The following is a 23,847-nucleotide window of genomic DNA, read 5'->3' on the forward strand; positions in this document are numbered from 1 at the left end:
CGACTTTATCTGTTATTTTAACAGGCCTGGACAAGTAAGTTACATCCCGACGATCCGCAGAACTTGTCCTCCTCCGGAAGCGAGGTGAACCTCCAATGTTTCCCCATTCTTCACCTGCTGGGTTTTCCTTGTTAAATTATTGGGGTTTTCAACTGCATCAGCTGCATCCGAATAAACTTCGGCCATGTGGTTACCCTCGCTCAAAAAATCCAGCTTGATCTTTAAGCTCCTGGCCTTGCTGTTGTTCAATGTTCCTACGTACCATTCCTTACCCCTTCGTCGTGCTATCGTAATGGTTTCGCCCAATTCTGCATTCAAAACCCTGGTTTCGTCCCACGTTGTCGGGATTTTCCGCAGAAAATCAAAGCCGGGCTGCCCTTCATATGCTGCGGGAAAATCAGCAAGCATTTGCAGGTAACTTTCCAACACCACGTACATTGCCAGCATGTGACAACGGGTGCCGATCATAAATGGGCGAACATAATGTGTTTTGAACTGTTCCGGTTTTACAGCCCGGAAACCACCCAGGTGATAATCGCTGGCCCCTGCCAGCAATCGTGTAAAGGCTATGTCCAGGTCATGTTCTGGACTGATGCCGGCCTCCAGCCATTTGTTGTTCTCGTAATTCAATGTCCCTTCCCGCGTAAATTCATTGGGGTAGGTCCTGCTGAGCCCGGTTGGCTTAAACGAGCCATGGAATTGAATAAAGAGCTTATGTGCTGCAGCCCGGCTAAGAATCTCCTCCTGGATTTTCACCATTTCCTGATCGTCCCTATCCATAAAATCGACCATCATTCCTTTGATACCCCATTTTTCAAACTGAGAAAAAGCGGCTTCCAGTTGCGGGTATAGCGCACGCCAATGCACCCATACGTGTATACCTACGCCCTTTTGCTTGGCATAGTCACAGATCTGCTGCATGTCCAGCGATGGTATTGTTTTCGTGACGTCAGAATAAGTACCTGGATCCCCAAAACCGGGTCCGTTGGTCGGGTACCAGGGAACACCGCCGTAACCGATCACTGAATGGTATTCGATGTTGTTCCGGGCACAGAAATCGATATAATACTTATTAGTTTCAAAATTTACCCCGGGTGAGAACGTGGTGTCAGGTACTACATCACCATTCCACCAATGGAAAGACGTTTTTCCGGGTTTGAGCCAGCTCAGATCTTTTATTTCGGTGGGTTCATTCAGGCTTGTGAGCATGTTCGACTCAATCAGCGCACCGATCCTGTCGCTGACGAGCATAACCCGCCACGGCGTCCTGTGCGGCAGTACTGCTTTCACTTTCACATCCTGCTGCCCTGGAAGGGGTGAAAGTTGGCTTTTGAGCCTGCCATTGACCTTGGTCAGGTACATTCCCGCATAGTCCCGCAAACTAGCTTCCGTAATGGCCATGTATATTTTTCCGGGAAATTCGATTAAGGCGGGCATGTCCATCAGCTTTTTTTCAGGCAATTCGCTTAGCAAAAACTTCTGGTATAACCCTTCATGACTGCTCACATAGTTGTCGAAATGCAGACTGATAATTCTGGGGTTACCAGCAACATTGAACCAGGTATTTTCATCAATTAAAGAGTACTCCTTCCAGTTTTCCTGCGTGGGAAATTCATAACGCATCGCTAAGCCATCATCAAACGCGCGCACAATGAGGTTTACCCTTCTCGCCTTTTCACCCGACTCAACCAAGGGGATCAATGCTTGCCGATGGACGTCACGGACCGTTTTAGCCTTTCCAACGGGCAGTTCATATGTGTCGTCCACAGTGCTGAATACTGGCCTTAGTATTTTCAAACCGGCCCCGAAACGGTCACCATCTTTAAAGTCCAGGCTTAACCCCGAATCGTCAACAAGTACTTTCCCCTTGTAAATCACCCGGTATAGCGGCTTCTGGGCAACAAACCTCAGTTCGTAAACCAGCGTGCCGTCGGGAGACTTAAGTGTTACTTTGGTTTGTGCAAAAAGGGACAGCCCAATACACAAAAACATGGCCAACAATATTACACGCCTATAAATCATATCGAAACAAATTTGATCGGTGATGACATTCACAATCCACCTGGTCAGACAAAACCGGAAAATCAAAGACTTTCAGATTTAAGAAACACCACTTAACTAAATCGGTAGCGAATATGCTTTAATCGAGTTTTCTCATTCTGGGACATTGACCCTTGATATAAGTCGTTTCAGACCTTCACCTTCCGCAACAAAAAAACAAATTCTTTAAAAATTCATATTAGCGATATTCAATACACAAATAATTCACATTCAGAAATTGACCCATTGTCGACAAGGAGCAAGTCAATAAAATCGTTTCATTCATGCCCACTAGAACCACAATAATCTCCACAAGTTTTTAGAGCTCAATCTTTTGATATTGTTCGATGTATTTTTTAACAACTTGATATGTTTGTTGTAACAAATGGTCTTGTATCTTTATAAACTATTACCACTTAAAAAATATACATTTGAAGTCAAAATGATCATTTTAACCCCTATTCAATTAAAATTTGATATTTATGTTTAATCAGGTAAAGTTTTTTGCATTAACTCTAATAGGTCTAAGTATGATGACAAGTATTGGATATGCTCAGAAGTCTTCCTCAAACTTGTTGATTCATCAGCGACTATTGAAGTTAAATGTCAGTAGTAAATGGAATAAAACAGCTGCTATCTCTTTAAAATTTGATGCACATCATACACAAGGAATGATCAAAATTGGCGATTATTTTTATATGAGTTCGGTAGAAGTAATTAAAAAGACAGAGCGATATGAGCAACCTATAAATGGTCTGGATAGAGATACTGGTATCGGAAAGGGGCATATTTTTAAGTTTGACAAAGACGGAAATTTATTGGCAGATCTATTAGTGGGTTCAGGAGATATTTATCATCCGGGAGGCATTGATTATGATGGAACATATATCTGGATTCCAGTGACAGAGTATCGGCCTAATAGTTCTTCCATTATCTACAAACTCAAAGTAGAGACAATGGAGCTGACAGAGGTGGTTCGTATCAAAGAATCCATTGGCGCAATCGTTCATAATCTTCAAAATAATACGCTGACTGGCGCGAATTGGGGCGCCAGGAAGTTTTATACCTGGAAACTTGATAAGAACCGGAAAGTAAATAATCGAAATCTTGCACCAGAAAAATTGGCCAAAGAAAATCCTTCTTTCCATACTGATTATCAGGATTGCAAATACCTTGGCGACGGTTTAATGCTTGGTTCGGGAAAAATGGTATATAAAAATGATGTAACTGAATTTCATATTGGAAGTTGGGAGATTTTTAATCTGAACGATTTTCGCCCGGTTCGACAAATTCCTGTAACGCTATGGTCTCCAACCGGAGAGATGATGTGCAATAATCCTGCCGCCGTTGAGGTTACAGATAAGGGTCTGAGAGCATATTTTGTACCTGATGATGAGGAAAAGGCAGTTTTATTTATTTATGATATTGAATTATAGCATTACTCACCGAATCAGGTACCAAAGAGAGGCTTTTAAAACAAGCAGACTTTGAACCCTAAAAGCATAAACCCTGCTAATCGTGTGATTGCAGGGCTTTATACGTTTTACAGGAAGAATTACACAATTTACAGAAATGAATCCTCAAAAGCGTCCCGCCAGAGGACTACTCAAAGAAAGCATCAAAATCAGAATCGATCTGGAACATGGTAACACCACATTTGATTAAGTACTCAATATCCCGTTTCGCCCCTTTGGTGGGATCTTCCAGTGTGTAGTGTCCGAAATTAACTGATGGACAAACCAATATGTTGTTTTTTTGACACCATCTTGCTGCATCCGCATTGATCTTGTTTCCGTTATCGAACAGATAATACTTGTTGGCAACGTTCTTACCATCTTTAACCATCTGCTTGATTTTGTCCATTTCACTCATTCTGAAACCAAATTTACCCGCTTCGTATAAATTGATCACGTCGTTTCTAAGAAATACAGCATCTTCCAGCATGTCATATTTTTTAAGGATATCGTTAATTTTTTTGTTATACCATGGTGTTACTTCCAGTTTAAGGTCGACCATGATTTTTACATCCCTCTTTTTCATCATTTTCAAAACTTCTTCCAGTGTCAAAGGGTTGTACCCTCCTTTTATAGCTTTTATCTTTTTAAATTCTGCAAGGGTCATGGATGATATATTCTTATCAAGCCCATAAGTAATTTTTAATTCATCGTAATGATTGACAACGAGTATGCTATCCTTTGTGGCTCTGACGTCAATTTCTAACATATAATATCCGCTATCAATTGCCGCCTGAATTGATCTGGGGTCATATTCTTCATATATGTCTTCACAAATTCCTCCCCTATGTGCAATTAATTTATAATTCTTAAACTTGGGTTTGATTGCATTGTCTTTTGTAGTTTCTGCACTACTATCTGCATTTGATACGTTGCTAGTCAATGCTTTTGCCTGCATCACAGCTATCATCATCATTGCGAAAATAAAAAAATACTTTTTCATTGAATTTAAATTTATTTGTTGGCCTATCCCTTGAATATTAGTGGGCTAAGGAATTGAATATAATTTTCTTCTGGTATACTATCCAAGGGAGGGCAAAATTACCCCCCCTTGGGATCAAAAAACGGACCAGGCAGAAAATATAAAATCAGTCTACTTACTACAATGAATACTTTAATCCAAACTGGATACGATACAATTTATTAGCGTCAACTGTATATCTTAGATTACCAGCCGTTTTGTCAACACTATAAGTATACTTTTGAGTAGCTGCGTTAAAGCCGGTTACTTGATAAAGGCGCGTGTTACTTACAAAATCATATCCACCCCATTTGTAATTGATTAAATTCAATACGTTGAAGATGTCAACCCTTAACGACAATTTATTGGTCTTCGCAATTTTAATGTCTTTTATTGCGCTAATGTCGAATTGCTTTCTCCAAGGCTGTAAGCCTCCGTTAAATCCACCAAAATCACCTTTGTATTTATTCAGATAATCTCTGTAATATTTAGAAGTATTATCCCACACATATTGCAGGTCGTTTTTAATTGCATCTGGTGCAGTAGCCGGGTCAAAAATAAACGACATGTCCTCATTAGCACTATAAGAAGTGTTGTCACCATTCTGGTCCCTGTTGAGGTTTGAATAGAAGTGATCCCACTGGCTAAGAATAAGGTTTGCACTCAAACTAAATCCTTTGTAGGTTGGTGTTAATAATGACACTACTACTTTATGTCTCAGGTCGTCATCATCGTTCCAATTCTTGGCATTCGACTTATAGCTGCCGTAAGAAGTAGTGGTAAAGAACATATCCTGTGGGTTACCCGAATTGTAACGAACACCTCCTTTTGAGTGGCCATAAGTGTATGATCCTCTAATTTCTCCGTCCAGTATCTTGTAAGCGCCTTCAATCACAGCAAAGTAGCTAAGTTGTGCCCAATTTGCATTCGTAAACATCAACACTTCATTAAATCGAGCAGACTTCCGGGCGTTTTTATAATCGGCAAGTCCATTGCTATTTACCAAACCAGGAGCCACATACACACCCCTATTTTTTTCTTCTGCTACATTAAACTTAGGAGCATCAGAAAGGTTTTTATTTTCTAACATATATTGGTTAGTGGTCCTGTTCAAATACAAACCACCGGATAAATAAAATCTGTTAGTAATAAACTTGGTATAGTTCAAATTCATTTTAAACGTCATGGGTGTTTGCAGATTTTTATCCAGCAAATGAACCGCATTCGGAATGTTATCTACATTAATTCCACTGGGTTTAATCCAGTTTTCATATCCGGGTGTATTAGAAAAGTCCTGGTAATAGGCTGGCCAGTTGGCTTCTGGCATATTAGGATCACCCGCTCTGACAGAAACAGATTTATAGTTACCCGCGTTGTTGATCAATGCGAATGATAAAGCCTGGGTCGTAAATTCACTTGCGAAAAAGCCGGCGCCAAACTTCAATTGATCAGTTCCTTTGCCGTTAACATCCCAGTTCAAATTAAATCTGGGCTGAAGATTATTCCAATCTAACGGGGCTACATCACTTTTAAGGCCTAATTCGCTTAGCAACAAAGCATCTGCCTTAGGTTTTTGAGGCAAATAAGTAAGGTCGTAGCGCAATCCTACTGTCATTTCAAGCTCCTTGCCAGCATTCCATGTACCTTGGCCATAAAATCCTGTGGTCAGGATTTCCGGATGTACGTACTTCCCGGCGCTTGCGGTCATCGGGACCTTTCTGTTAAATTCGTTAGGCTTATTTTTAATCAGGTTGTCAAGTGAATAGTATACAAATTCACCTTGCTGATTGTGTGTTAACAAATCACTAATATGGTTGTACTGAAGATCGGTTCCAACCAACCAATTTATTTTCCCTTTTGTAAAAGTTAAATTGTCAATTAACTGAATATCATTCGATCCAATGGTTTCAGGCGCCCAATATTGATTTCCAAATACTACATTCACCTCTTTTGATGCACCGTTAGGCAAAGTAGATTTTACTTTTACAACACCGACCGGAACTCTTGGATAGACATTGTTACCTGTTCTTTTAAGATCGGAATAGGATAGTTTCAAATCGTTCTTTAACCCAGAACTAAATCTTGATGTTAGGTTAAGCAAGAAACTCGCATCTCTTTGTCTGCCTTTATATTGCGTACTAAAAAGACCGCCGCCAGGAGCTTTGTCTGGTTGTACATAAACATGGTAATTCGCTTTGAACGTTAAATGGTTTACTTCACTTAGATTAAAATCAAATCTGGCGAGTGCATTATCGGTCGTCCTCTTAATTTTCATGCTGCCATATTGCTGCACTTTTGGAACGCCAAAGTTCGTTTCTAACTGATTAACAATTTTGTCCAGGTTATCCTTAGTAATTCCTAAGGTATTTTCTGCGTCTGCCTGATCTACACCAGCAGTTGCAAAATTCCATGTCTGCCATGGCTGCTCCTGGATATATCGATCATAAGTAGCAAAAAAGTGTATCTTATTTTTAATAATCGGACCGCTTAAACTCAATCCGTATTGCGTGTTGGTGTATTCACCTTTTTTACCTTTGCTCCAAACATCATTCACGTGATTTACCTGAACGCCTGCAAGACTTCCTCCGGTGTAATAGCTCCATGCGTCGGCATGAAATTGGTTGTTGCCAGATTTAGTGATCGCCTTGATTGATCCTGCTCCACCACGTCCATCGGCAACATTATAAGTGTTTGTGGCGACCTCAAATTCTCTGATTGCTTCCATTGACACAGGGAAAGCACCTTCCGGAGTCGATCCAAACATGTTCATACGGTTAGAAACACCATCAATAGTAAGGCCTCTTCCATTACTGCGGGCACCGGCAATATTGGTACCTAGTGTTAATGGCGATAACTTTGCAAGGTCTTGATAATTCCTTGAAGTGGTCGGTATTCTGTTTAAAGCCTCACCGCTTATTTTCGTTGCAACACCAATGCGTTGTCGTGCGGAGGTATAAGAAAAGCCCTTGACCACAATTTCATCCAGTTTAGTCTCTGAACCCGAAAGCAACACATCCGGAATGATGATATTGTCTCCCTGATTCAGGGTGTATCCCTTCAGTAGTTTGGAGCCAAACCCTACATAAGTAACCAACACGGAATAAGGACCACCCAGGGGAAGATCTTCTATTTTAAAAAAACCATCATTGTTGGTCACGGTATGGGTTTGAAAACCCGTTGACTCGTTCTTGAAAGTAATCGATACCGCTACCAGCGGCTCGGCTTTGGAATTGGTGCCGTCGAGCACCCTTCCGGTGAAGGCTCCCAAATTATTTTGGGCATGCAGTGAAAATGCACAAAAAATAAGTGCTACTAGTAAAGTTACCGTTTTCATTGTCTGTGGGTTGCGTGGGGATTCTTTTGAAGAAATTGTATTTTTCTGCAAATGTAATTCGTATAATGTTACCAAATTATTATGAATGTATGAACAAACGAACAAGCATGTTATTCCCCTATGCTTCCTGTTTCCAGTCTAATTTATATCACATAATCAAGCAGTTAGTATTTCCAAGCTCAGGGTTGAGCCGGTAGTTGGACCTCTCGTCCATGCCTCATCTACAATAGGCATTCTTTCCTCCGTGCACTTCCCAAAGTGGTAGTGCCGCAGTAGCTTTAAAACCCAGATCAATCTCGCTGCGGGAGATGGCTTACCTAGATTCTCTACATACAAATCGGTTCCGGTGCCTGCGAACCGCAATAGAAATTGTGGATTCCCCTAAAAATCATTTCATCGGGTCATATTTTTCAATTGCCTCCAAAAACTATAAAATCCCTCAGACAACCACGCATCACTTTCAAAGCATGTGCCAGGTGATATTCCACAGTGCGTTGGGGAACGGAAAGTGCGAGCGACACTTCCCGTACGGATAAGCCGTCTAGCCGGCTGAGTTTAAATATTTCCCGGGTTTTTTCAGGAAGCTGCTTCATAGACAGATCGATCACCGCTTTCAATTCCTGCAAGGCGAGCAATTCTTCGGTGCCCATGTCTTCGTCTACAAAAGTGTTGAGCAAGAACTCTTCGTGCCGGTCTTTTACCAATCGTTGTCTAATGTGGTCTATACACTTGTTTTTCACCGCTTTGTAGAGGTACGATGATAGGTTGTCAATTTGATTGCGCCTGCGTTTTTGCCATAGATCTACAAAAACCGTCTGGATAGTCTCTTCGGCGCCCGTTTCGTCATTGAGCTTACTCAACGCAAAAACGTATAGCCGTTGCCAGTAACGGTTATATATCTCACTAAATGCTTTTTCGTCGTCCCGAAGCAGGCTTGCTGCCAATTGATCGTCAAATAAAGGGGGCTCGTATGAAACTCGCATATGGCTTATAAAACAGACACTTTTAAAACAAAGCAGACAAACCAACTGCAATCATTTTCTGAATATGACAGAACAAATTTCCGGTATATTTTCAATTCCCACCTCCGATATTTAAGCAATTTTATATGTTATTTTGAATAACATTTCTCATTTTGTCATCAAAAAAATGATGCATATAAGATAAATTGGTTACATAGCAGCTCCACATCGACTCAGGAAGGCTACATTCAACAGGCGAATGCAACAGCAAGTCAAAGTATTACAACAGGGCCACAAAAAAAACTAACGCTATTCAATATACGAATAGCCAAAAGTCCCGGAATTGACAGGTTGTCAATAGGGAGCAAGCCCAAAAAAGAGTTTCATTTCTGGCTATCAAAGCCCAAACCTGATGTGCTTTTTGCTTTTAAACTTGTTTCAAGATCTGATTATGGTACAACATTGCCTGATTAACTTTTGGGACTCTTTCCGCCAATGCTTCCAATTCCTTGTCCCCATCAAATAATAACGGAAAGAAATTACCGTCAAGAACTTTGTCCTGGTCCATTGCGGGAAAGTCTTTCAACGCATCAAGCCTTTCATAACCTGCGGTGTTCCCCAAGGTTTGAAAACTCATCGCATTAAGCACAACCGCTCTCCTGGAACGATCGGATACGTTTTCATAGGAGCCATGCATTGTAAGCGGGTGGTGAAAGCTGGCATATCCCCGTTTTAATTCATTGGCGACACGATTATCGAAACTGGCATTTTGCTCCTCATTTAGTATTTCCCTTACCGCTTCCATTCCGCCGGTAAGCCCGGTGATGGGCAGTAAACCCCATTGATGGCTACCTGGAACAAAATACAGGCAACCATTTTCTTTATTTGCGTCATCCAGGCCGATCCAGCAGGTAAGGTGATGCATTGGTTTGGTAAACGTCCAATATGAATAGTCCTGGTGCCAGGCTACCACACCGCCGTGCCTGGCTGGTTTGCAAAACAGTTGGTCATGAAATAACCGAAATGACTGCCCGAGCAACTGATAGGCCGCCATCCGATATGCCGGCGACCAGAATAAATCATGGAAACCCGGTGTAATGCGCCACCCGCCGATCGCATGGAAAAGCACCCGGTCCGGGTCTTCGGATTCATTGCTTTCGTAGTGATAAAACAGCTCCCGCTCATCGTCGGTCAGAGACTGCAACTTTACCAGCTCTTCGTTGAGAATATCGACTTGCTCATCGGACATTACCTCAATACCACGAACAAAACCATCTCTTTCGAAATCGGCGATCTGCTGTTCGGTGAGCATATACTGTTCCCATTCTTTCGCAGTTTTGGGTTGCACGAAAAGATTGCAGATGGGTTGCCCATAATCTGCAAGATCCAGCGATATTCCATTATTTTGAGTTTGCATAAACGTTCCTTTTGAGAAATATGACAAAACTTAAATGAGTCTATTTTATGAATATTTCCACTATTACCTGTTAAGAATGAAACTGGCAGGTGCGTACGCCCCAAGCGGGAAACTCAATTGCCCGCCTTTGACCGCGATTGCCTTTCCGGTTACCTCGCCGCGCAGATTTACAGGTATTGCAGCAGTATAGGTGTCCCCTCTTGGAAAACTTACCGTGATATTTCCTGACTGCCATCCCTGTTACCCGAGGCTATTCCGGCCTTAATCACTTTCTAATCCTGTAATGGCGAACTTACTTGGTCATTCAAAAAAGACTGTCCTGCCAGAACAGCACGCACACATGCAACAAGCTCCTCAGGACAGCCCTGCTTCGTAAGATAACCTTTCACGCCCATGCGCATGAGAGATCGGCCCAGCTTGTAATCAGGAATTCCACCACACACAATGAAAGATACCAGGGGGTGCGTTTTCATGATTTTTTTCAGAGCGCCCCGGTCTATCTTAGAATGCTCTTCTGACAGGCCAATAATAACTATATCAAAAATATTCACCTGCATGATCCTCTCCAGATCATAAATCGAATCGGTTTCGAGCGTAGCAACGTTGTCGAACCGGCTCTTAAGTGTAATGCGGGTGCCTGTGCGAAATAACCCATGTTCGTCAACAATTATTACGTTCATCATGTCATTGACCTGGCGTTAATGGGGATTCCATCTGAAATCAGTTCTACTCACCACTTCCGGAAAATAGCACTTTTACCCAAGCCAAATTTATCCGCTTCCATCAATGCGACACTACGAAAAAATCCAGACTTTCACCAAACAAATTGAATTCATGTGTAAATAAATTATATTCAGTACAGAATTAATACTACACAAAAGTCGAATGTTAATTAAAAACCCACAAATCGCTGACCTGTGGATTAAGCAATACAATTCCTTATTCTAACTTGCATTCAAGATGGTAGAATGCCGTAATTGTCCAAGTGCAGCTACTGACATGTCCAGGTCTTGTCGGATCATTCAGCATGACCAGCGCCTGGCTCCGATTATCACGGCTAGCAGTAAAAAGTGCCTCTTCATATATAATTGACGCGCGACCTGACTGATTATCAATGCAAACTAATCACCATTTAATCCCACAAATTTCAATAAACTGGCTGCCTTAATTGATATGAAATAGTTTTATAAAGCCCTATAAGTTTATGAAAGCTAAATGATAAATTGCGCGATCACCCTTCGGGTATTTTTCCTCGCCGGTTTCTGAATGCTTATAAAATCATGTTAGTCCAAAAAAGTTATTTCAAAAAGTGTTTTCTGTTTATTCTAGGGATTTTTGGGTTCATTTCAGTATCTGCACAATACAAAGAGCCTGCAAAAAATGAAAAACCCAACGTGATTTTTATAATGGCCGATGATATGGGTGCAGGCATGCTTTCCTATTATGGGCAGAAGTATTTTACAACCCCTAATATTGACGCGCTCGCAAAGGCAGGTGTCGTTTTTGAAAACTCGTACTCAAGCGGGTATTGTGCCCCTTCACGCGCGACCCTATTGACTGGATATAGCGACTGCCGCAAAGGCAAATATATCCTGACAGAGTCGGGAGCTTACAAAGAAACGGTTTCGGGTAAGGTTTCGGACCAACAAATGCAACAGGCGGTAAATAAGGCGATTGGGAAGGAACCCGATGTGCAGTATTTACCCCAGGTATTTAAAGAAGCTGGCTATATAACAGGTCAGGTTGGGAAGTTAGACTACGGATTTACCACGGCCGCCAAACAACTGGACCATCATGGTTGGGATTATCATTATGGATATTACGACCACACACAGTGCCATGGTTTTTATCCGATGTTTTTGCATGAAAACGGCAAACGTTTAACGATACCAGGTAACTCACTTCCTGATGCTGGAAAAACGGGCGAGAGCGGATCAGATTCTTTGCAGGAAAAAGACAGATGGGACATGAACGGAAAGCAAGTGTATTCACAGGATCTTTTTTTGCAAAAAATATTAGGTTTTATCAGGACAAACAAGGACCGGCCTTTCTTTCTGTATCATCCTACGCAACTTCCGCATGGCCCTGTAGCCGTACCCAGCATTCATCCCGAACTTATTTTTCAGAACGAGCTGACAAATATTGAGAAAGCTTACGCTTCCATGGTAAAAAGATTAGATGACGATTTGGGAGTTATTCGAAATGAGCTGGAACAACTGGACATCGCTGAAAAAACAATCATCATTTTTACCTCCGACAATGGTCATGAACTGTACACAACTTTCAAAAAAAGAGTCGTAAAGCCGTATCGTAATGTAAAAACCGGAGAAGCCTTTAATGATATTACCAACAAGTACTACAGCGAAGTTGGGTTTGATATTTTTGACGGAAATCACGGTATGGCTGGCTTAAAAAGAAGTAATTGGAATGGTGGTGTGAAAGTGCCTTTGTTCGTGTATTGGCCCAAAAAATTCAAAAAAGGTTTTGTGTCAGATAAATTAGTCACCAACTATGATTTTTTAGCAACTATGGCCGATATGCTCCATGTACCGCTGAAAGACACAAAAGACGGCGTGTCTTATTTAGCAGTCCTGGAAAAAAATGGTACCAGCCAGGAAAAGCGGCATGAATCTATTGCTTTTGCCTCTTTTATGGGCCCTGCACTTGTAACCGACGACGGATGGAAACTGAGGTACTATGCGCCAAAGAAAATTTTTCAACTATATTATCTTCCAAAAGACTACAAAGAACAAAACGACCTCTCCGCCCGATATCCTGATAAGGTGAAAGAGCTAACAATGAAACTTACCCAGAAATGTGACGGAGATTTAAACAATGGCTGGTTTTCAGATGAAAGAGAACTCAGGCCAGTGAAACTGTAAGCGAGATTGCGATGGAAGATTTTGACTAAAAGTCTATTGTCAATAGTTTATATGTAGTCATTTGCACCTAACCTTGCCTAAAAACGCGGATAACGACGCGGATAAACATAAGTTTAATTTTAAGCGCTTCAAATTAGTGAATGCTGTAGGAGCCGCCCGCTTGATACATTCAACAGCACAAATACTTTTTAAAGTATCTGTGCTGTTCACAGCGAAAAAACTCAAAATTATCAATTGCATTTTGCTACCATGTCGTATGCGGCAAGACTTGATTCTGTAGAGTATGTGAATGCCGCCAACCCTCCGAAAAGCCATTATTCAAATAAACTCGTCTCCCAGCTTTTCCACAACTTCCAGAAAAGAGGAATTTTTCAATTCCTCTTTTAAATATACAAAGCGGCGTTTATTGAAATGGATCGAAGTTACCACCCCAAGTATTATTTTGTTGTAGTTTGGGGTTACGCTGTAAAATGCGGTACGGCAGTCCAAACAAATATTGTTTATCCTGGATACCAATGGTTGCTTTATCACCATTGACAACATTGCAAGCAAATTTGGTGTATACGGCTGGCTTGTTAATATCATCCAATTTTCCAGGCAACGACTCACCAGGTTTCAAAATGATGGCAAATCCATGTCTTTTTCCCAACGATCTCAAATAATCAAATGCTTTCCACCGGCGAAGATCGTCCCAGCGTTTATTTTCGAATGCAAACTCCACAAATCTTTCATCACGAATAGCCTGTCTCAAATCAGTTGTATTGATACCATAATTTCCCACACCCTGGCTTATGCCTGCCCGTTGCCGTATTGGTATCAAATAATTTAACGCCTCAGAAGCTTTACCCGATTCAAAAGCAGCTTCCGCAAGATTTAACAATACCTCAGCGTATCGTATTTCAGGCCAATCCGTGGCCGAATGAAGGGCGTCCGGCGCGGATCTATCTACACCCTTTGCTCTATACGTACAATTGGGCGAGAACTCGGTCAGTCCTGACCATGACTGATTAAGATCATTTTTATATTTCCCATTGCTTTTATCAAAGGCGTTGTTGCTTGCATCAATTTGGCCAAATTGTAAAAAGGACCAGTTATACACATTCTGTTTTTTCCATTTGTCGCCCCACATTACCGGAGCCCCGTTGTATAAAACAGTAGCGTAAAATCTATCATCGCGATTCAGAAAGTACTTTTCATAATCGGACGCCGAGGCGGGAGCAAATTTGGAACCATCTTTCATAGGAAATGCTTTGAGTAGCTCCCATGAAGGACAATCGGACTCCCAATCATCCGCAGATGCAAACAATGGAATAAAACCCGGGGCCGGATAAGCAGATTCCGGATAGTTAAATCGTCTTACCATGATTATCTCTTTGTTCATTTCATCTTCCCATATTTTGCCAAAAACAGGATACAAACCTTTCCCCTTTGAATCTAAATAAGTCTTTGCTGCCAGATTTGCCTCGTAAGCTTTTTGCCAGGTAGCAATGCCGTTTAAGCCGTTAAACAAGGGGCTCGCATAAAACAGCAATACCCGTCCTTTAAAAGCCAACGCAGCACCTTTGTCTATACGCCCCGCGTCTCTGCCACTCCAACCATCAGGCAATATTGCGATAGCATCATCCAAGTCTTTCAGTATTTGCGCCACGCATTCCGAAGTTTTATTACGGGGCTTTTGAATAGAGGACAAATCACCAACTGGTTGAGGTTCCAGAATCAGAGGCATACCACCCACATCCTTGACTAAGGACTGATAAGCCCAGGCCCTGAAAAATAAGGCTTGCCCTTTTATCCATTTCTTACTGGTTTCGTCGAAGGTTGCCTGGTCAATTTTTGACAAGATCTGATTAATGCTCCTTATGCTGCCGTAAGTTTTACAGCCCATCCCTCCGAAACATCAGATCGATCATAATTTTCCAGCCAGCCATAAGTCGCCGTACCTAACAAATATCTGGAAGTTTCCATGTCCGTAGGAGCGGCTTCGTCAGTTCCGGTACCGGCCCCATACTGTACAAGGTTCGTATTGGCATCCCGTCTGGGCGGGAGCTTAGCCATTGAATCCCGGAGCCTACGGATTTGCTCAAACTGATTTTCCTGTGCAATAAGATCAGTCTCAAAGGAATTGGTTTGAGGCGTTTTGTGGGATTTGTCATCCACAGAAATTTCTGTAAAAGTTTGTTCGGACCTTATCATCCGATGCAGCCTCCTGCGCAATGCCCTGAAAAGATAATATTTGATGGATGTAGTATCCGAAAGGGTATTCCGACTTCGCCATAAATCTGCGAAAAGATCCTGTATGGCTTCCTGGACCAACCAGGTGTTGGCAACGATATGCACGCCATAACTATACAAATTGTCAACATGGACTTGATAAATTTCCTCAAAGGCTGCCTCATCACCGGCCAGAAACCGGGTCCAAAGTTCATCGTAAAGATGTTCCGAGTTGGAGATGTCGCTATACTTCTTCAAAAAACATGTTTCCAGATTTAATTTACAAGGTAAAGGGTAATTCTTTAAAGCAAAACTATTTTTAGAATAAATGTGATTTTTTACTATTTATATCCGTCTGCCTTCTCTCGCCACATACGGACGCGTCAACCTTAATTCCGGACGAAGTGCGTTGCCGGGCAAATAAAATATTTCGGATTGAAGATCATACTCGAATACCGCCAAAATAATAAAAAAAGGTAAGTGAAACACCTACCCCTTTTTGTACTTTCTACGATTATTGAATTGTTAACAGACCACAGTTTTCTGAGGATCCTGTAAGTCTCTGTTGGCGATACCGTTTAAACGCTTAAAAAATGAACAACAAATCCCGTGTTTGTTGGGCGATCATGGGGCGTGTGCCAGTGAAGCAGTCGTTAGTGAATGAGCTGCCGGCTCATCGCCGGCAGTTCGGTCTGTTTTAGAAATTTATATCAATAACGCGGTAAAATTGAGTGTCAGCTACATCGCCCGCCCCTGATTATGAAATAGTGATCACTGGATTTATGGTTTTTGTCCTTCCCGAGAGAAAACCTGACCCTTTTCTATATACGTCACTTTTCACACGGCCGAAATTCCCCGCCACGTAGGTCACCCTCTACACTTCCGCAGCTTGTAACATCGAAATAGCTTTGAAAGACCTGAATTAATCTTGCTCATCTACATGGGTTCGTTTTGCACATTCATAAATAAATCGATTGAGATGCCTGTAAACCGCAACAGAAAATTCAAATTCTTCCAAAAATTATACTGTTTAACTATTATAACCCATTAATTCTTAATAAATTCATATATCAATTAATAGTAACGGCAATTGCCACAAGGCCGCTGGACAACAAAATCCCTTAGAAAAGTAAGCGTCGATTTAATGCCTGCGACAAATGGTCGCATACCTGGCTTATTCTAAGATCGGTAATTTCTCTTTGTAAAAACAATACCCCTCAGGATTCCCGAGGGGCATATGCAAATACTCAACGTTATTCTATCTTCAAAAAATGTTCTTTCAGTTTTAGAGCTTGCCTGCTTTCCATTGCCTCGCAATAATAACCAGCGAGCTACATTATAATCGGTTTAGGCGCCAGCCCACCGCAATAGAAAATCTAGATTCTCCGAAAAATCATATCATCCAGACATATCTTTCAATTACATTTTATAAATTATGAAATCCGTGATACAAATACAGATCATTTTCAATGTACTGGTCCGAATGGTATGCTGTGCATATCAGCAGGAACTATTAGTCCTAACCGTCGTCCGTCTTCAATAATCAACGACAGAAAGCCGGACACTTCATCGTTGAACTTGGCTATTAAGAAATATCACCTTAGCCTGCCAAGCTCGCTTTTCATTCATTCACATTTCCCGCTGCGCTATGTTGGGATCCGATTACGTAATCTCTTGATTTGCTTGGACAACGTTAACTTCAAGCAAGAAGAATCTACTGAAAAGTGCAATCAACGGGCCACTACTTTCAAATACTGAATTTTCCTATTGAACTTATTTTGGATTTTTATGGTGTACAGTCCGGGTAATATCCCACCTTTACCTGCGACAGTCCACCCCGCAGGGCTGTCAGATAGTTCTTTATCAATAGGAATTTGCGTTCCGTTCAGTGATATAAGGAAAAGGTCATGATCGGCTGGGCGGGAGATAGCAACGTGGAACTCCTGACCGACAATTGGGTTGGGAAACACGTAGACAGGCGCCAGATCATTACTATTTGCCACATCTATGATTCTGGAAAACACAAATCCCCCGTCAAAATCCAGCTGTTTCAACCGGTAGAAATAGCGCAAGTGCGTTTGCACATCCGCATCGCGGAACGAGTACTGCGATTTTATTGAGGTCGTGTTGTTGCCAGCGACAAACCCTTTGGTTTCAAAGTAGTGCCCATCTGGGCTCCGCTCGATTTCAAACCCCTTATTTTGCTCTTCCTGGGCGGTTTCCCATGTCAATTTATTGCCCTCAGCATCGGCCGTACCTTCGAAACTAATCAGGGTAACCGGCAAAGGGTTTTGTATGGTGATAGAAAAATCCTCTATTTGTCCCGCACCAAAATTGACCAACGCCCGCCCTGTATTGTACCCGATAATCGTACATGCGTCCGATGTTGAAGCAGGGTCGGCCAGCACCCGGACGCGCAACGGGATATTGCGCACCGCCGTCGAAGGTAACATGATATTACCCGATGCGAAATTGGCATCTCCCCCGGCTGTCGTGCCTTGGAAGGCAAGCTCGTTGTTGGCTAGGTCCGTAGTGAAAATTCCGTCATTGTTGTAGTCGATATAAACCTTCACACGATGGACGTTAACATAATTTCCGCGAACTGAAACGGGATACAGGTTGCCTGAGTTCATCACCGCAATGTCGGTACAACTGCGATCCACATAGTTGGCCCCATCTTCCTGGGAGTTGCCCGAATTCTTATTGATAGACCCAAACGTAAAGTTTGTAAGGCCAAAATACGCACTCAAACCGTTCGGAGCAGTTGGTGAGCATTGCGCTGTGGCGGCCACCTTCTGAGCGCAACAAGGAATGGCCAGCGTAATCGAATTGCCACAACCCTCCGCATCCGTCACCGTAACCGTGGGCGCCTCGGTATTTGGAATACCGGTGATTGTATTGCCCACAACAGAGCCGGCTGATGAGGTTACGATATACTTTCCGGGATTTTCAAACTGAACCTGCCAGGTGCTTTCTGATGAGCAAGTAGTCACTACATTTTTGATGCCAGGATTATAGAAAGTAATTGATTTCGACGCTGTCAAACCATTTGCGCACTTGAGCGTATAATCCCAGACAGTAGAATTACCCGCACTCGGCAATGGCTTCGTGCCCAGGCCAGACTCATTGATTGTCGAGCCGTTGCGGGTTATCGAAGCGACTTCGCTACAAATACAAGTGACCCTTGTGGTAGGGAAACCATCTAATGTGCAGTACTGGTCGGGTCCAGAAATAATCGCAGTAGCCATCGGAGCAACCGGCCCTAGCACTGGTGAAGTAAGCAAGGTCTCATGATATGTTTCCAGCGTAGCACGCATGGCATTTAGCTGGTCGTTTGTAAATAATTGAGCGCACCCCACACCGAGGTAGTTCATAATATTCTTCTGAATCGTTCCATAGGGGGCATTGGTGCAAGGGTTTGTCAACGCCATGGAGGCATCCGAACACCACCAGTTGTGGTCACAAGCACTTCCGATCCCATACGAGGTTAACGGAGGTGTATCGGCAAGACCATCTCCATCGCCACAACCGCAGTCACTCAAGGACGGGAAAGGGTGCCCAATTCCAAGATAATGACCCACTTCGTGTGGTGCTACTTGATCGTGGACTTCCTGCATGTCCTGTGCATCACCGATTAGTCCCTCACCCGGTCCTCCGACACCCGAAGCTCCGTTGTCCAGACGATTGACAATCCAGATGTTAAGGTAAAGGTCCTTGTCCCAGGTAACCCAGCTTTGTACCTGTCCCCAGGAAACACCCTGGTTAAAAACACCTTTGGAAACATAAGTAGCATTTCCGGAAGCATCAAAGCGGGTAATTGCACCCGCTGGATAGGAGGAACAATCCGGGCCATACTTGGCCAGTTCAAATTCAATTTGTACGTCTGGGCTTCCAAAATAATATCCGCGACCACGATAGGCATCATTGAGGTTGGCGAGAATGCTATTAATCCCTGCGTCAGTGATTAACGAAGACGCAGTGCTGGGTTCAATCACATGGACAACCACTGGAATTTTGTATAATTCAGCTTCTGTGCGAAGGTTAATCTCGTTTTGCTTCTGCGCCAAACGTTGTCTTATCAGCTGCCGGATCTGATTCTCTAGTACCGAATCTGGTTTGTAGCCGCAAAAGCCCAAATGGTTTTGCGAATTCACAACAGGCTCGTTGGCTACTTGGCAAAAACTTGTTGTACATGCAAAAACAGCACAAATCAGCAGAATTAGTTTCATTCAATTCTTAAATTCAAAAGTAAAAAAAGGCACTAGATTCCAATAAACCTTCTGATCATGGCGCAAAGCCTGCTTATACTTGGCTGCTTCTTCCTAAATGTAAGCTCGTTGGACCTATCTCTGGAAATTCCTCCGATTGTTCTGGATATCTCTCTTTCAATTATAGCATATTTTCAGCCCATACATAAATCGGCTGAGAGGCTTGCCAACCGCAACGGAAAACGCAAATTCTTATAAAAGTGCTATCTTACACTACGTACTCATACGACAATTCTTGACAAAATACTTTCGACATCAACCGGCTTACCGCATTGTTTCCATGTAGTATTGAAGGTTCAACAATTTTTCGTCCGATCACGGCGAAACAACCAACTTGCTTCATAAAACCCTTACGAGACTTGAACACTTAGTAAGCTTCTATAAATCAGGAGATTTGGAAGAAAAAAAGCAGCTAGCAGGTTCGATCTTTCCCGAAAATTTGGTGTTTGACGGAAACACAGTTCGAACTCCTTGTATCAATGAAGGGATCAATCTTATCTATCAGATTTCCAATCGTTACAAGGTAAAAAAAATGGGACAAATCCATTTAATTTGGACTTGTCCCTTAGGGTGCGCCCGAAGGGATTCGAACCCCTATCGGTGGTACCGGAAACCACAATTCTATCCATTGAACTACGGGCGCTTGTTTCGGTAACGGGGTGCAAATATAGCCGCTATTTTGAATTTAGAGCAGCCGAGGTGAAAAATTTTGGATTTTTTTCGCCGTTTTTCACTTACAGTTTCTTCAATAATTCCCAGTCTCCCACATCTTTCAGATATAAATAATCCAGCAGAACTCCGTTGACGTTGGTTATCAGGCGATGTCCTTCCGCAAAAGGGACGACATAAGTATTGATATATTCGTGATCCGAAATAAGGCCCTGCACATTATTATGATATCCGTTTATCTCGTCTGACGTCAGTTCCAGCTCGCAGTAGAACATATACATGGCCTCGTCGCTCGTCCCGGTCGATGGGAAAAAAGGATCTTTATTGATTTTGATCAGTTGCGACACTTCTACTGCAATTCCGGTCTCTTCGAAGACTTCACGAGCTGCTACTGCCGCTGCGTCACTTTCGCTGTCCAGCATCCCGGCGGGATGTTCGTAAGTCATGGAACCGTCACAAATTCTCCTCTGCTGAACAAGCAACAGATATTTTTCGCGGGTTACGGAATCGATGAAACATATCAGCACGCTCACTACCTCCCCTTTTAAAAAACAAATCGGCGGTATCTTGTTGCCTTCCGGCGTAGTCGCGTCGGTGTAAAGCAGGGAAAATAGTATCTCCCCATGACCATTACGGCGGCTATACAGTTCTTCGATGCCGTGGATTTCCAGCCCGTTCTTTTCCAGATTACCTTTCCAAAGGTTGTATTTATGGGAATCAACCAGCTTTTCACTCATAATAATTCGATGCGTACAGATTTCTAGTTATATAATGGAAAGCTGAGACCGGCATAAGGAACGCCGTAAGTCTTGGAAAAATGTTTCTGCCCATTATCCAGTTTCGATTCCGTCATGTAGGTCATCCGGCCATGTACATAGCCTAATTTCACCCCTACGCGGTCTGTTATCCAGAAACGAAGAAACAATTCCGACTGGCCGCTCTGCTTCTCCATCACCAAAGGAAGTACATTAAACATCGTCGGCTTGCTCTCCACATAGGCATTGTAAAATGGGGCGCCCTGGCCTTCATAAAATGTGGGTTTGGAATATAGTCCCCGTCTTTTGACACCGAAAGCAAAACCCAGAAGGTCTGTATTGGCACCAATGTCGATTTTCCAAAGTCTGATGTTGGCCCCCACCAGAAAACTCAGTCCGTTAGCTGTGATGCGCCCGAATTTTAAAGTATCATTTGAAAGCGCATTGTTTTGAGGCAATAAATTGGTCTTGCCTGCATAATATCCCCACGTGCGCACACCCCAGCCGATACGGAACCATGAGAAATTGTTAAGATTTAATTCCTGATGGTACATCACAGATGGCACCCACTCCTTGTCCTGGTAACCCAGACCAAGATCAATACCGGAATTAACGCGTGAAAGACTCTGGGAGAATGCTGTGGCCGAACTTAAAAAAATAAAAAGTACTATTAATCGGATGCTTTTCATTTGATTCTAAATGATGTGATGGGCAAAGGTAAAAAAATGTGCAAAAAAATAAGGCAGAGATCAGATTCTCTGCCCTAAGAATGGTTACAATTTAAGTAAACGGCTATCTACATCCGTTTTTTAGCTTTTTAAGCGCTTACTACTTTTCTCAGCTATCTTCTTCAATACAACCGCGCCCATCGGAGGCAGATCGAGCAGTACTGAATGACTTTTGCCATGCCACTGCTGGCCTTCTGAGATCACTGGCTCGTAGTTAATGATGCCGCTTCCGTAAAACTGCTCTGCGTCGGAATTAAAGATCTCCTGCCAGTTGCCTTCCGAAAGTACACCAACACGATAACTTTTTCTTGGAACAGGTGTAAGATTCAGCACAATAACCAGGTTCTGATCCTGCATTGTTCCTTTTCTTGCAAAAACGAGCACCGAGTTTTCACGGTCCTGCGTGTCAATCCATTCGAAGCCTTCATGTGCGAATGAAAACTCGTACATGGCAGGTTCAGTTCTGTACAAATGATTTAATGCTTTCACACATTCTTTCATGCCTTTGTGCCCAGGAGTTTCGAGAAGATGCCAGTCCAGGCTCTGCTGAAAATTCCATTCTGACGTCTGACCGAACTCTCCCCCCATGAATATCAGCTTCGTTCCCGGATGCGTAAACATGTAGGTAAACATCAGCCTCAGGTTAGCAAACTTTTGCCACTCATCGCCAGGCATTTTATTGATCAGCGACTTTTTGCCATATACTACCTCATCATGAGAAAGCGGGAGCATAAAGTTTTCTGAAAAAGCATACACCAGACTGAATGTCAGCTGATCCTGGTGCCATTTCCGGAATGCTGAATCCTTTTCAAAATATTTCAGCGTATCGTTCATCCAGCCCATCATCCATTTCATGCCAAAACCCAGCCCTCCCACAAAAACGGGCCTGGAAACTCCCGGGAATGCAGTCGATTCTTCCGCAATGGTTTGAATGTCAGGAAACTCGGTGTAGGCCGCAATGTTCATTTCTTTAAGCAAGGAAATCGCTTCAAGGTTTTCCCTTCCTCCAAATTCATTCGGTATCCATTCTCCGTGCTTTCTTGAATAATCAAGATATAACATCGAAGCCACTGCATCCACTCTCAGCCCGTCGGTATGGTACCGGTCCATCCAAAAAATAGCATTGCTGATCAAAAATGAGCGGACCTCGTTCCTGCCATAATTGAAGATATAGCTTTTCCAGTCCGGGTGATATCCTTTTCTTGGATCTTCGTGCTCATATAAAGCAGTACCGTCGAATCGGAACAAACCGTGCGTATCGCCCGGAAAATGGGAAGGTACCCAGTCAATATAAACGCCGATTCCGGCCTGGTGGAGCTGATCGATCAGGTACATCAGTTCCTGTGGCGTACCCATACGGGATGCGCAGGAGAAGTACCCCGTGATCTGATAACCCCATGAAGGCGGATAAGGATGCTCCATCACCGGCATAAGTTCTACGTGTGTAAAACCCATCTCCTTCACATAAGGAACAAGTGTGACCGCTATTTCTTTATAGGTAAGAAATCTTTCAGGATCATTGGGGTCGCGCTGCCATGACCCGAGGTGCACTTCGTACACGGAGATCGGAGCGTTCAGCTTGTTTTTCTCTTTTCTGGTCTTCATCCAGTCAGAATCCTGCCATTCAAACCATGTATCCCAAACAATGGACGCGGTTCGCGGGGCAACTTCGCACCATAATGCAAATGGATCTGATTTTTCGAGGTGCTGGCCGTTCAGCGAAACAATGTAGTACTTATAAACCTCCCCAACGCCGATATTCGGTATCCAGCCTTCCCAGATCCCGGAACTGTCCCAGCGAGGAGCCAGTGAATGACCGGCATGGTTCCAGCCGTTAAAATTTCCGATAACCGAAATATAAGACGCATTGGGAGCCCACACGGCGAAATACGTACCTACAACACCATTCACTTCCATCACATGGGAGCCCAGCTTTTCATAGAGTTTGAAATGCTTCCCCTGACGAAAAAGATGAATATCAAAATCTGTAAAACGGCTAATTGTTTCTACCGCATTCAACGACTCATTCCCAACATGTTCCTTAGTCGTGTCAGCGGGAGCGGTTGATGAGTCTGTTTTTTTTTTACCAGTTGACTTAGCCATTTG

General features: G+C 42.9%; 15 protein-coding genes and 1 tRNA gene. 3 read left to right on the plus strand and 13 right to left on the minus strand.

Going from position 1 to position 23,847, the window contains the following annotated elements:
- Nucleotides 1-39 precede the first annotated feature (39 nt).
- Nucleotides 40-1,992: a glycoside hydrolase family 97 protein gene (locus tag ON006_RS13910; protein ID WP_244820399.1), complete on the minus strand. Its 1,953-nt coding sequence runs from the start codon at nucleotides 1,990-1,992 to the stop codon at nucleotides 40-42.
- A 578-nt stretch (nucleotides 1,993-2,570) separates the two neighbouring features.
- Here ON006_RS13910 and ON006_RS13915 point away from each other — a divergent pair.
- Complete coding sequence (locus tag ON006_RS13915) at nucleotides 2,571-3,476, plus strand: DUF6454 family protein (RefSeq protein WP_267609988.1); 906 nt, start codon at nucleotides 2,571-2,573, stop codon at nucleotides 3,474-3,476.
- Nucleotides 3,477-3,642: 166 nt separating this feature from the next.
- On the opposite strand, the gene ON006_RS13920 is transcribed toward ON006_RS13915, so the two are convergent.
- The 4 genes from ON006_RS13920 to ON006_RS13935 form a co-directional block, all read right to left on the minus strand.
- Nucleotides 3,643-4,497: a glycerophosphodiester phosphodiesterase gene (locus ON006_RS13920; protein ID WP_244820401.1), complete on the minus strand. Its 855-nt coding sequence runs from the start codon at nucleotides 4,495-4,497 to the stop codon at nucleotides 3,643-3,645.
- 157 nt (nucleotides 4,498-4,654) lie between these two features.
- Nucleotides 4,655-7,849 carry a TonB-dependent receptor gene (locus ON006_RS13925; protein WP_244820402.1) on the minus strand — a complete coding sequence of 1,065 codons (3,195 nt, stop codon included), beginning with the start codon at nucleotides 7,847-7,849 and terminating at the stop codon, nucleotides 4,655-4,657.
- A 410-nt stretch (nucleotides 7,850-8,259) separates the two neighbouring features.
- Complete coding sequence (locus tag ON006_RS13930; protein WP_244820403.1) at nucleotides 8,260-8,832, minus strand: RNA polymerase sigma-70 factor; 573 nt, start codon at nucleotides 8,830-8,832, stop codon at nucleotides 8,260-8,262.
- Between the two features lie 406 nt (nucleotides 8,833-9,238).
- On the minus strand, nucleotides 9,239-10,228 hold the full coding sequence (locus tag ON006_RS13935; protein ID WP_244820404.1) for a phytanoyl-CoA dioxygenase family protein: 990 nt from the start codon (nucleotides 10,226-10,228) through the stop codon (nucleotides 9,239-9,241).
- Between the two features lie 34 nt (nucleotides 10,229-10,262).
- Here ON006_RS13935 and ON006_RS13940 point away from each other — a divergent pair, with 34 nt between their 5' ends.
- Nucleotides 10,263-10,418 (plus strand): hypothetical protein, encoded by a 156-nt coding sequence (locus ON006_RS13940; RefSeq protein WP_267609989.1) that lies wholly within the window; start codon nucleotides 10,263-10,265, stop codon nucleotides 10,416-10,418.
- A gap of 82 nt (nucleotides 10,419-10,500) precedes the next feature.
- Here the strand turns inward: ON006_RS13940 and ON006_RS13945 are convergent, their stop codons facing one another.
- Complete coding sequence (locus ON006_RS13945) at nucleotides 10,501-10,911, minus strand: response regulator (RefSeq protein ID WP_244820405.1); 411 nt, start codon at nucleotides 10,909-10,911, stop codon at nucleotides 10,501-10,503.
- A gap of 597 nt (nucleotides 10,912-11,508) precedes the next feature.
- Here ON006_RS13945 and ON006_RS13950 point away from each other — a divergent pair.
- Nucleotides 11,509-13,110: a sulfatase-like hydrolase/transferase gene (locus ON006_RS13950; RefSeq protein WP_244820406.1), complete on the plus strand. Its 1,602-nt coding sequence runs from the start codon at nucleotides 11,509-11,511 to the stop codon at nucleotides 13,108-13,110.
- A gap of 403 nt (nucleotides 13,111-13,513) precedes the next feature.
- On the opposite strand, the gene ON006_RS13955 is transcribed toward ON006_RS13950, so the two are convergent.
- The 7 genes from ON006_RS13955 to glgB form a co-directional block, all read right to left on the minus strand.
- Complete coding sequence (locus ON006_RS13955) at nucleotides 13,514-14,950, minus strand: RagB/SusD family nutrient uptake outer membrane protein (protein WP_244820407.1); 1,437 nt, start codon at nucleotides 14,948-14,950, stop codon at nucleotides 13,514-13,516.
- A gap of 17 nt (nucleotides 14,951-14,967) precedes the next feature.
- A complete protein-coding gene (locus tag ON006_RS13960) occupies nucleotides 14,968-15,579 on the minus strand; it encodes an RNA polymerase sigma factor (protein ID WP_244820408.1) in 612 nt (203 codons plus the stop codon).
- 1,472 nt (nucleotides 15,580-17,051) lie between these two features.
- A complete protein-coding gene (locus ON006_RS13965) occupies nucleotides 17,052-19,475 on the minus strand; it encodes a M43 family zinc metalloprotease (RefSeq protein WP_244820409.1) in 2,424 nt (807 codons plus the stop codon).
- Between the two features lie 685 nt (nucleotides 19,476-20,160).
- Nucleotides 20,161-20,232 (minus strand) — tRNA-Arg (locus tag ON006_RS13970).
- Between the two features lie 91 nt (nucleotides 20,233-20,323).
- Nucleotides 20,324-20,995 (minus strand): NUDIX hydrolase, encoded by a 672-nt coding sequence (locus ON006_RS13975; RefSeq protein ID WP_244820410.1) that lies wholly within the window; start codon nucleotides 20,993-20,995, stop codon nucleotides 20,324-20,326.
- A gap of 23 nt (nucleotides 20,996-21,018) precedes the next feature.
- Nucleotides 21,019-21,702, minus strand: a complete 684-nt coding sequence (locus ON006_RS13980; RefSeq protein ID WP_244820411.1) for a hypothetical protein — start codon at nucleotides 21,700-21,702, stop codon at nucleotides 21,019-21,021.
- A 120-nt stretch (nucleotides 21,703-21,822) separates the two neighbouring features.
- Complete coding sequence (gene glgB, locus ON006_RS13985) at nucleotides 21,823-23,844, minus strand: 1,4-alpha-glucan branching protein GlgB (protein WP_244820412.1); 2,022 nt, start codon at nucleotides 23,842-23,844, stop codon at nucleotides 21,823-21,825.
- Between the last annotated feature and the right edge of the window lie 3 nt (nucleotides 23,845-23,847).

The organism is Dyadobacter pollutisoli, assembly GCF_026625565.1.
In the GTDB taxonomy this organism is placed as follows: domain Bacteria; phylum Bacteroidota; class Bacteroidia; order Cytophagales; family Spirosomataceae; genus Dyadobacter; species Dyadobacter pollutisoli.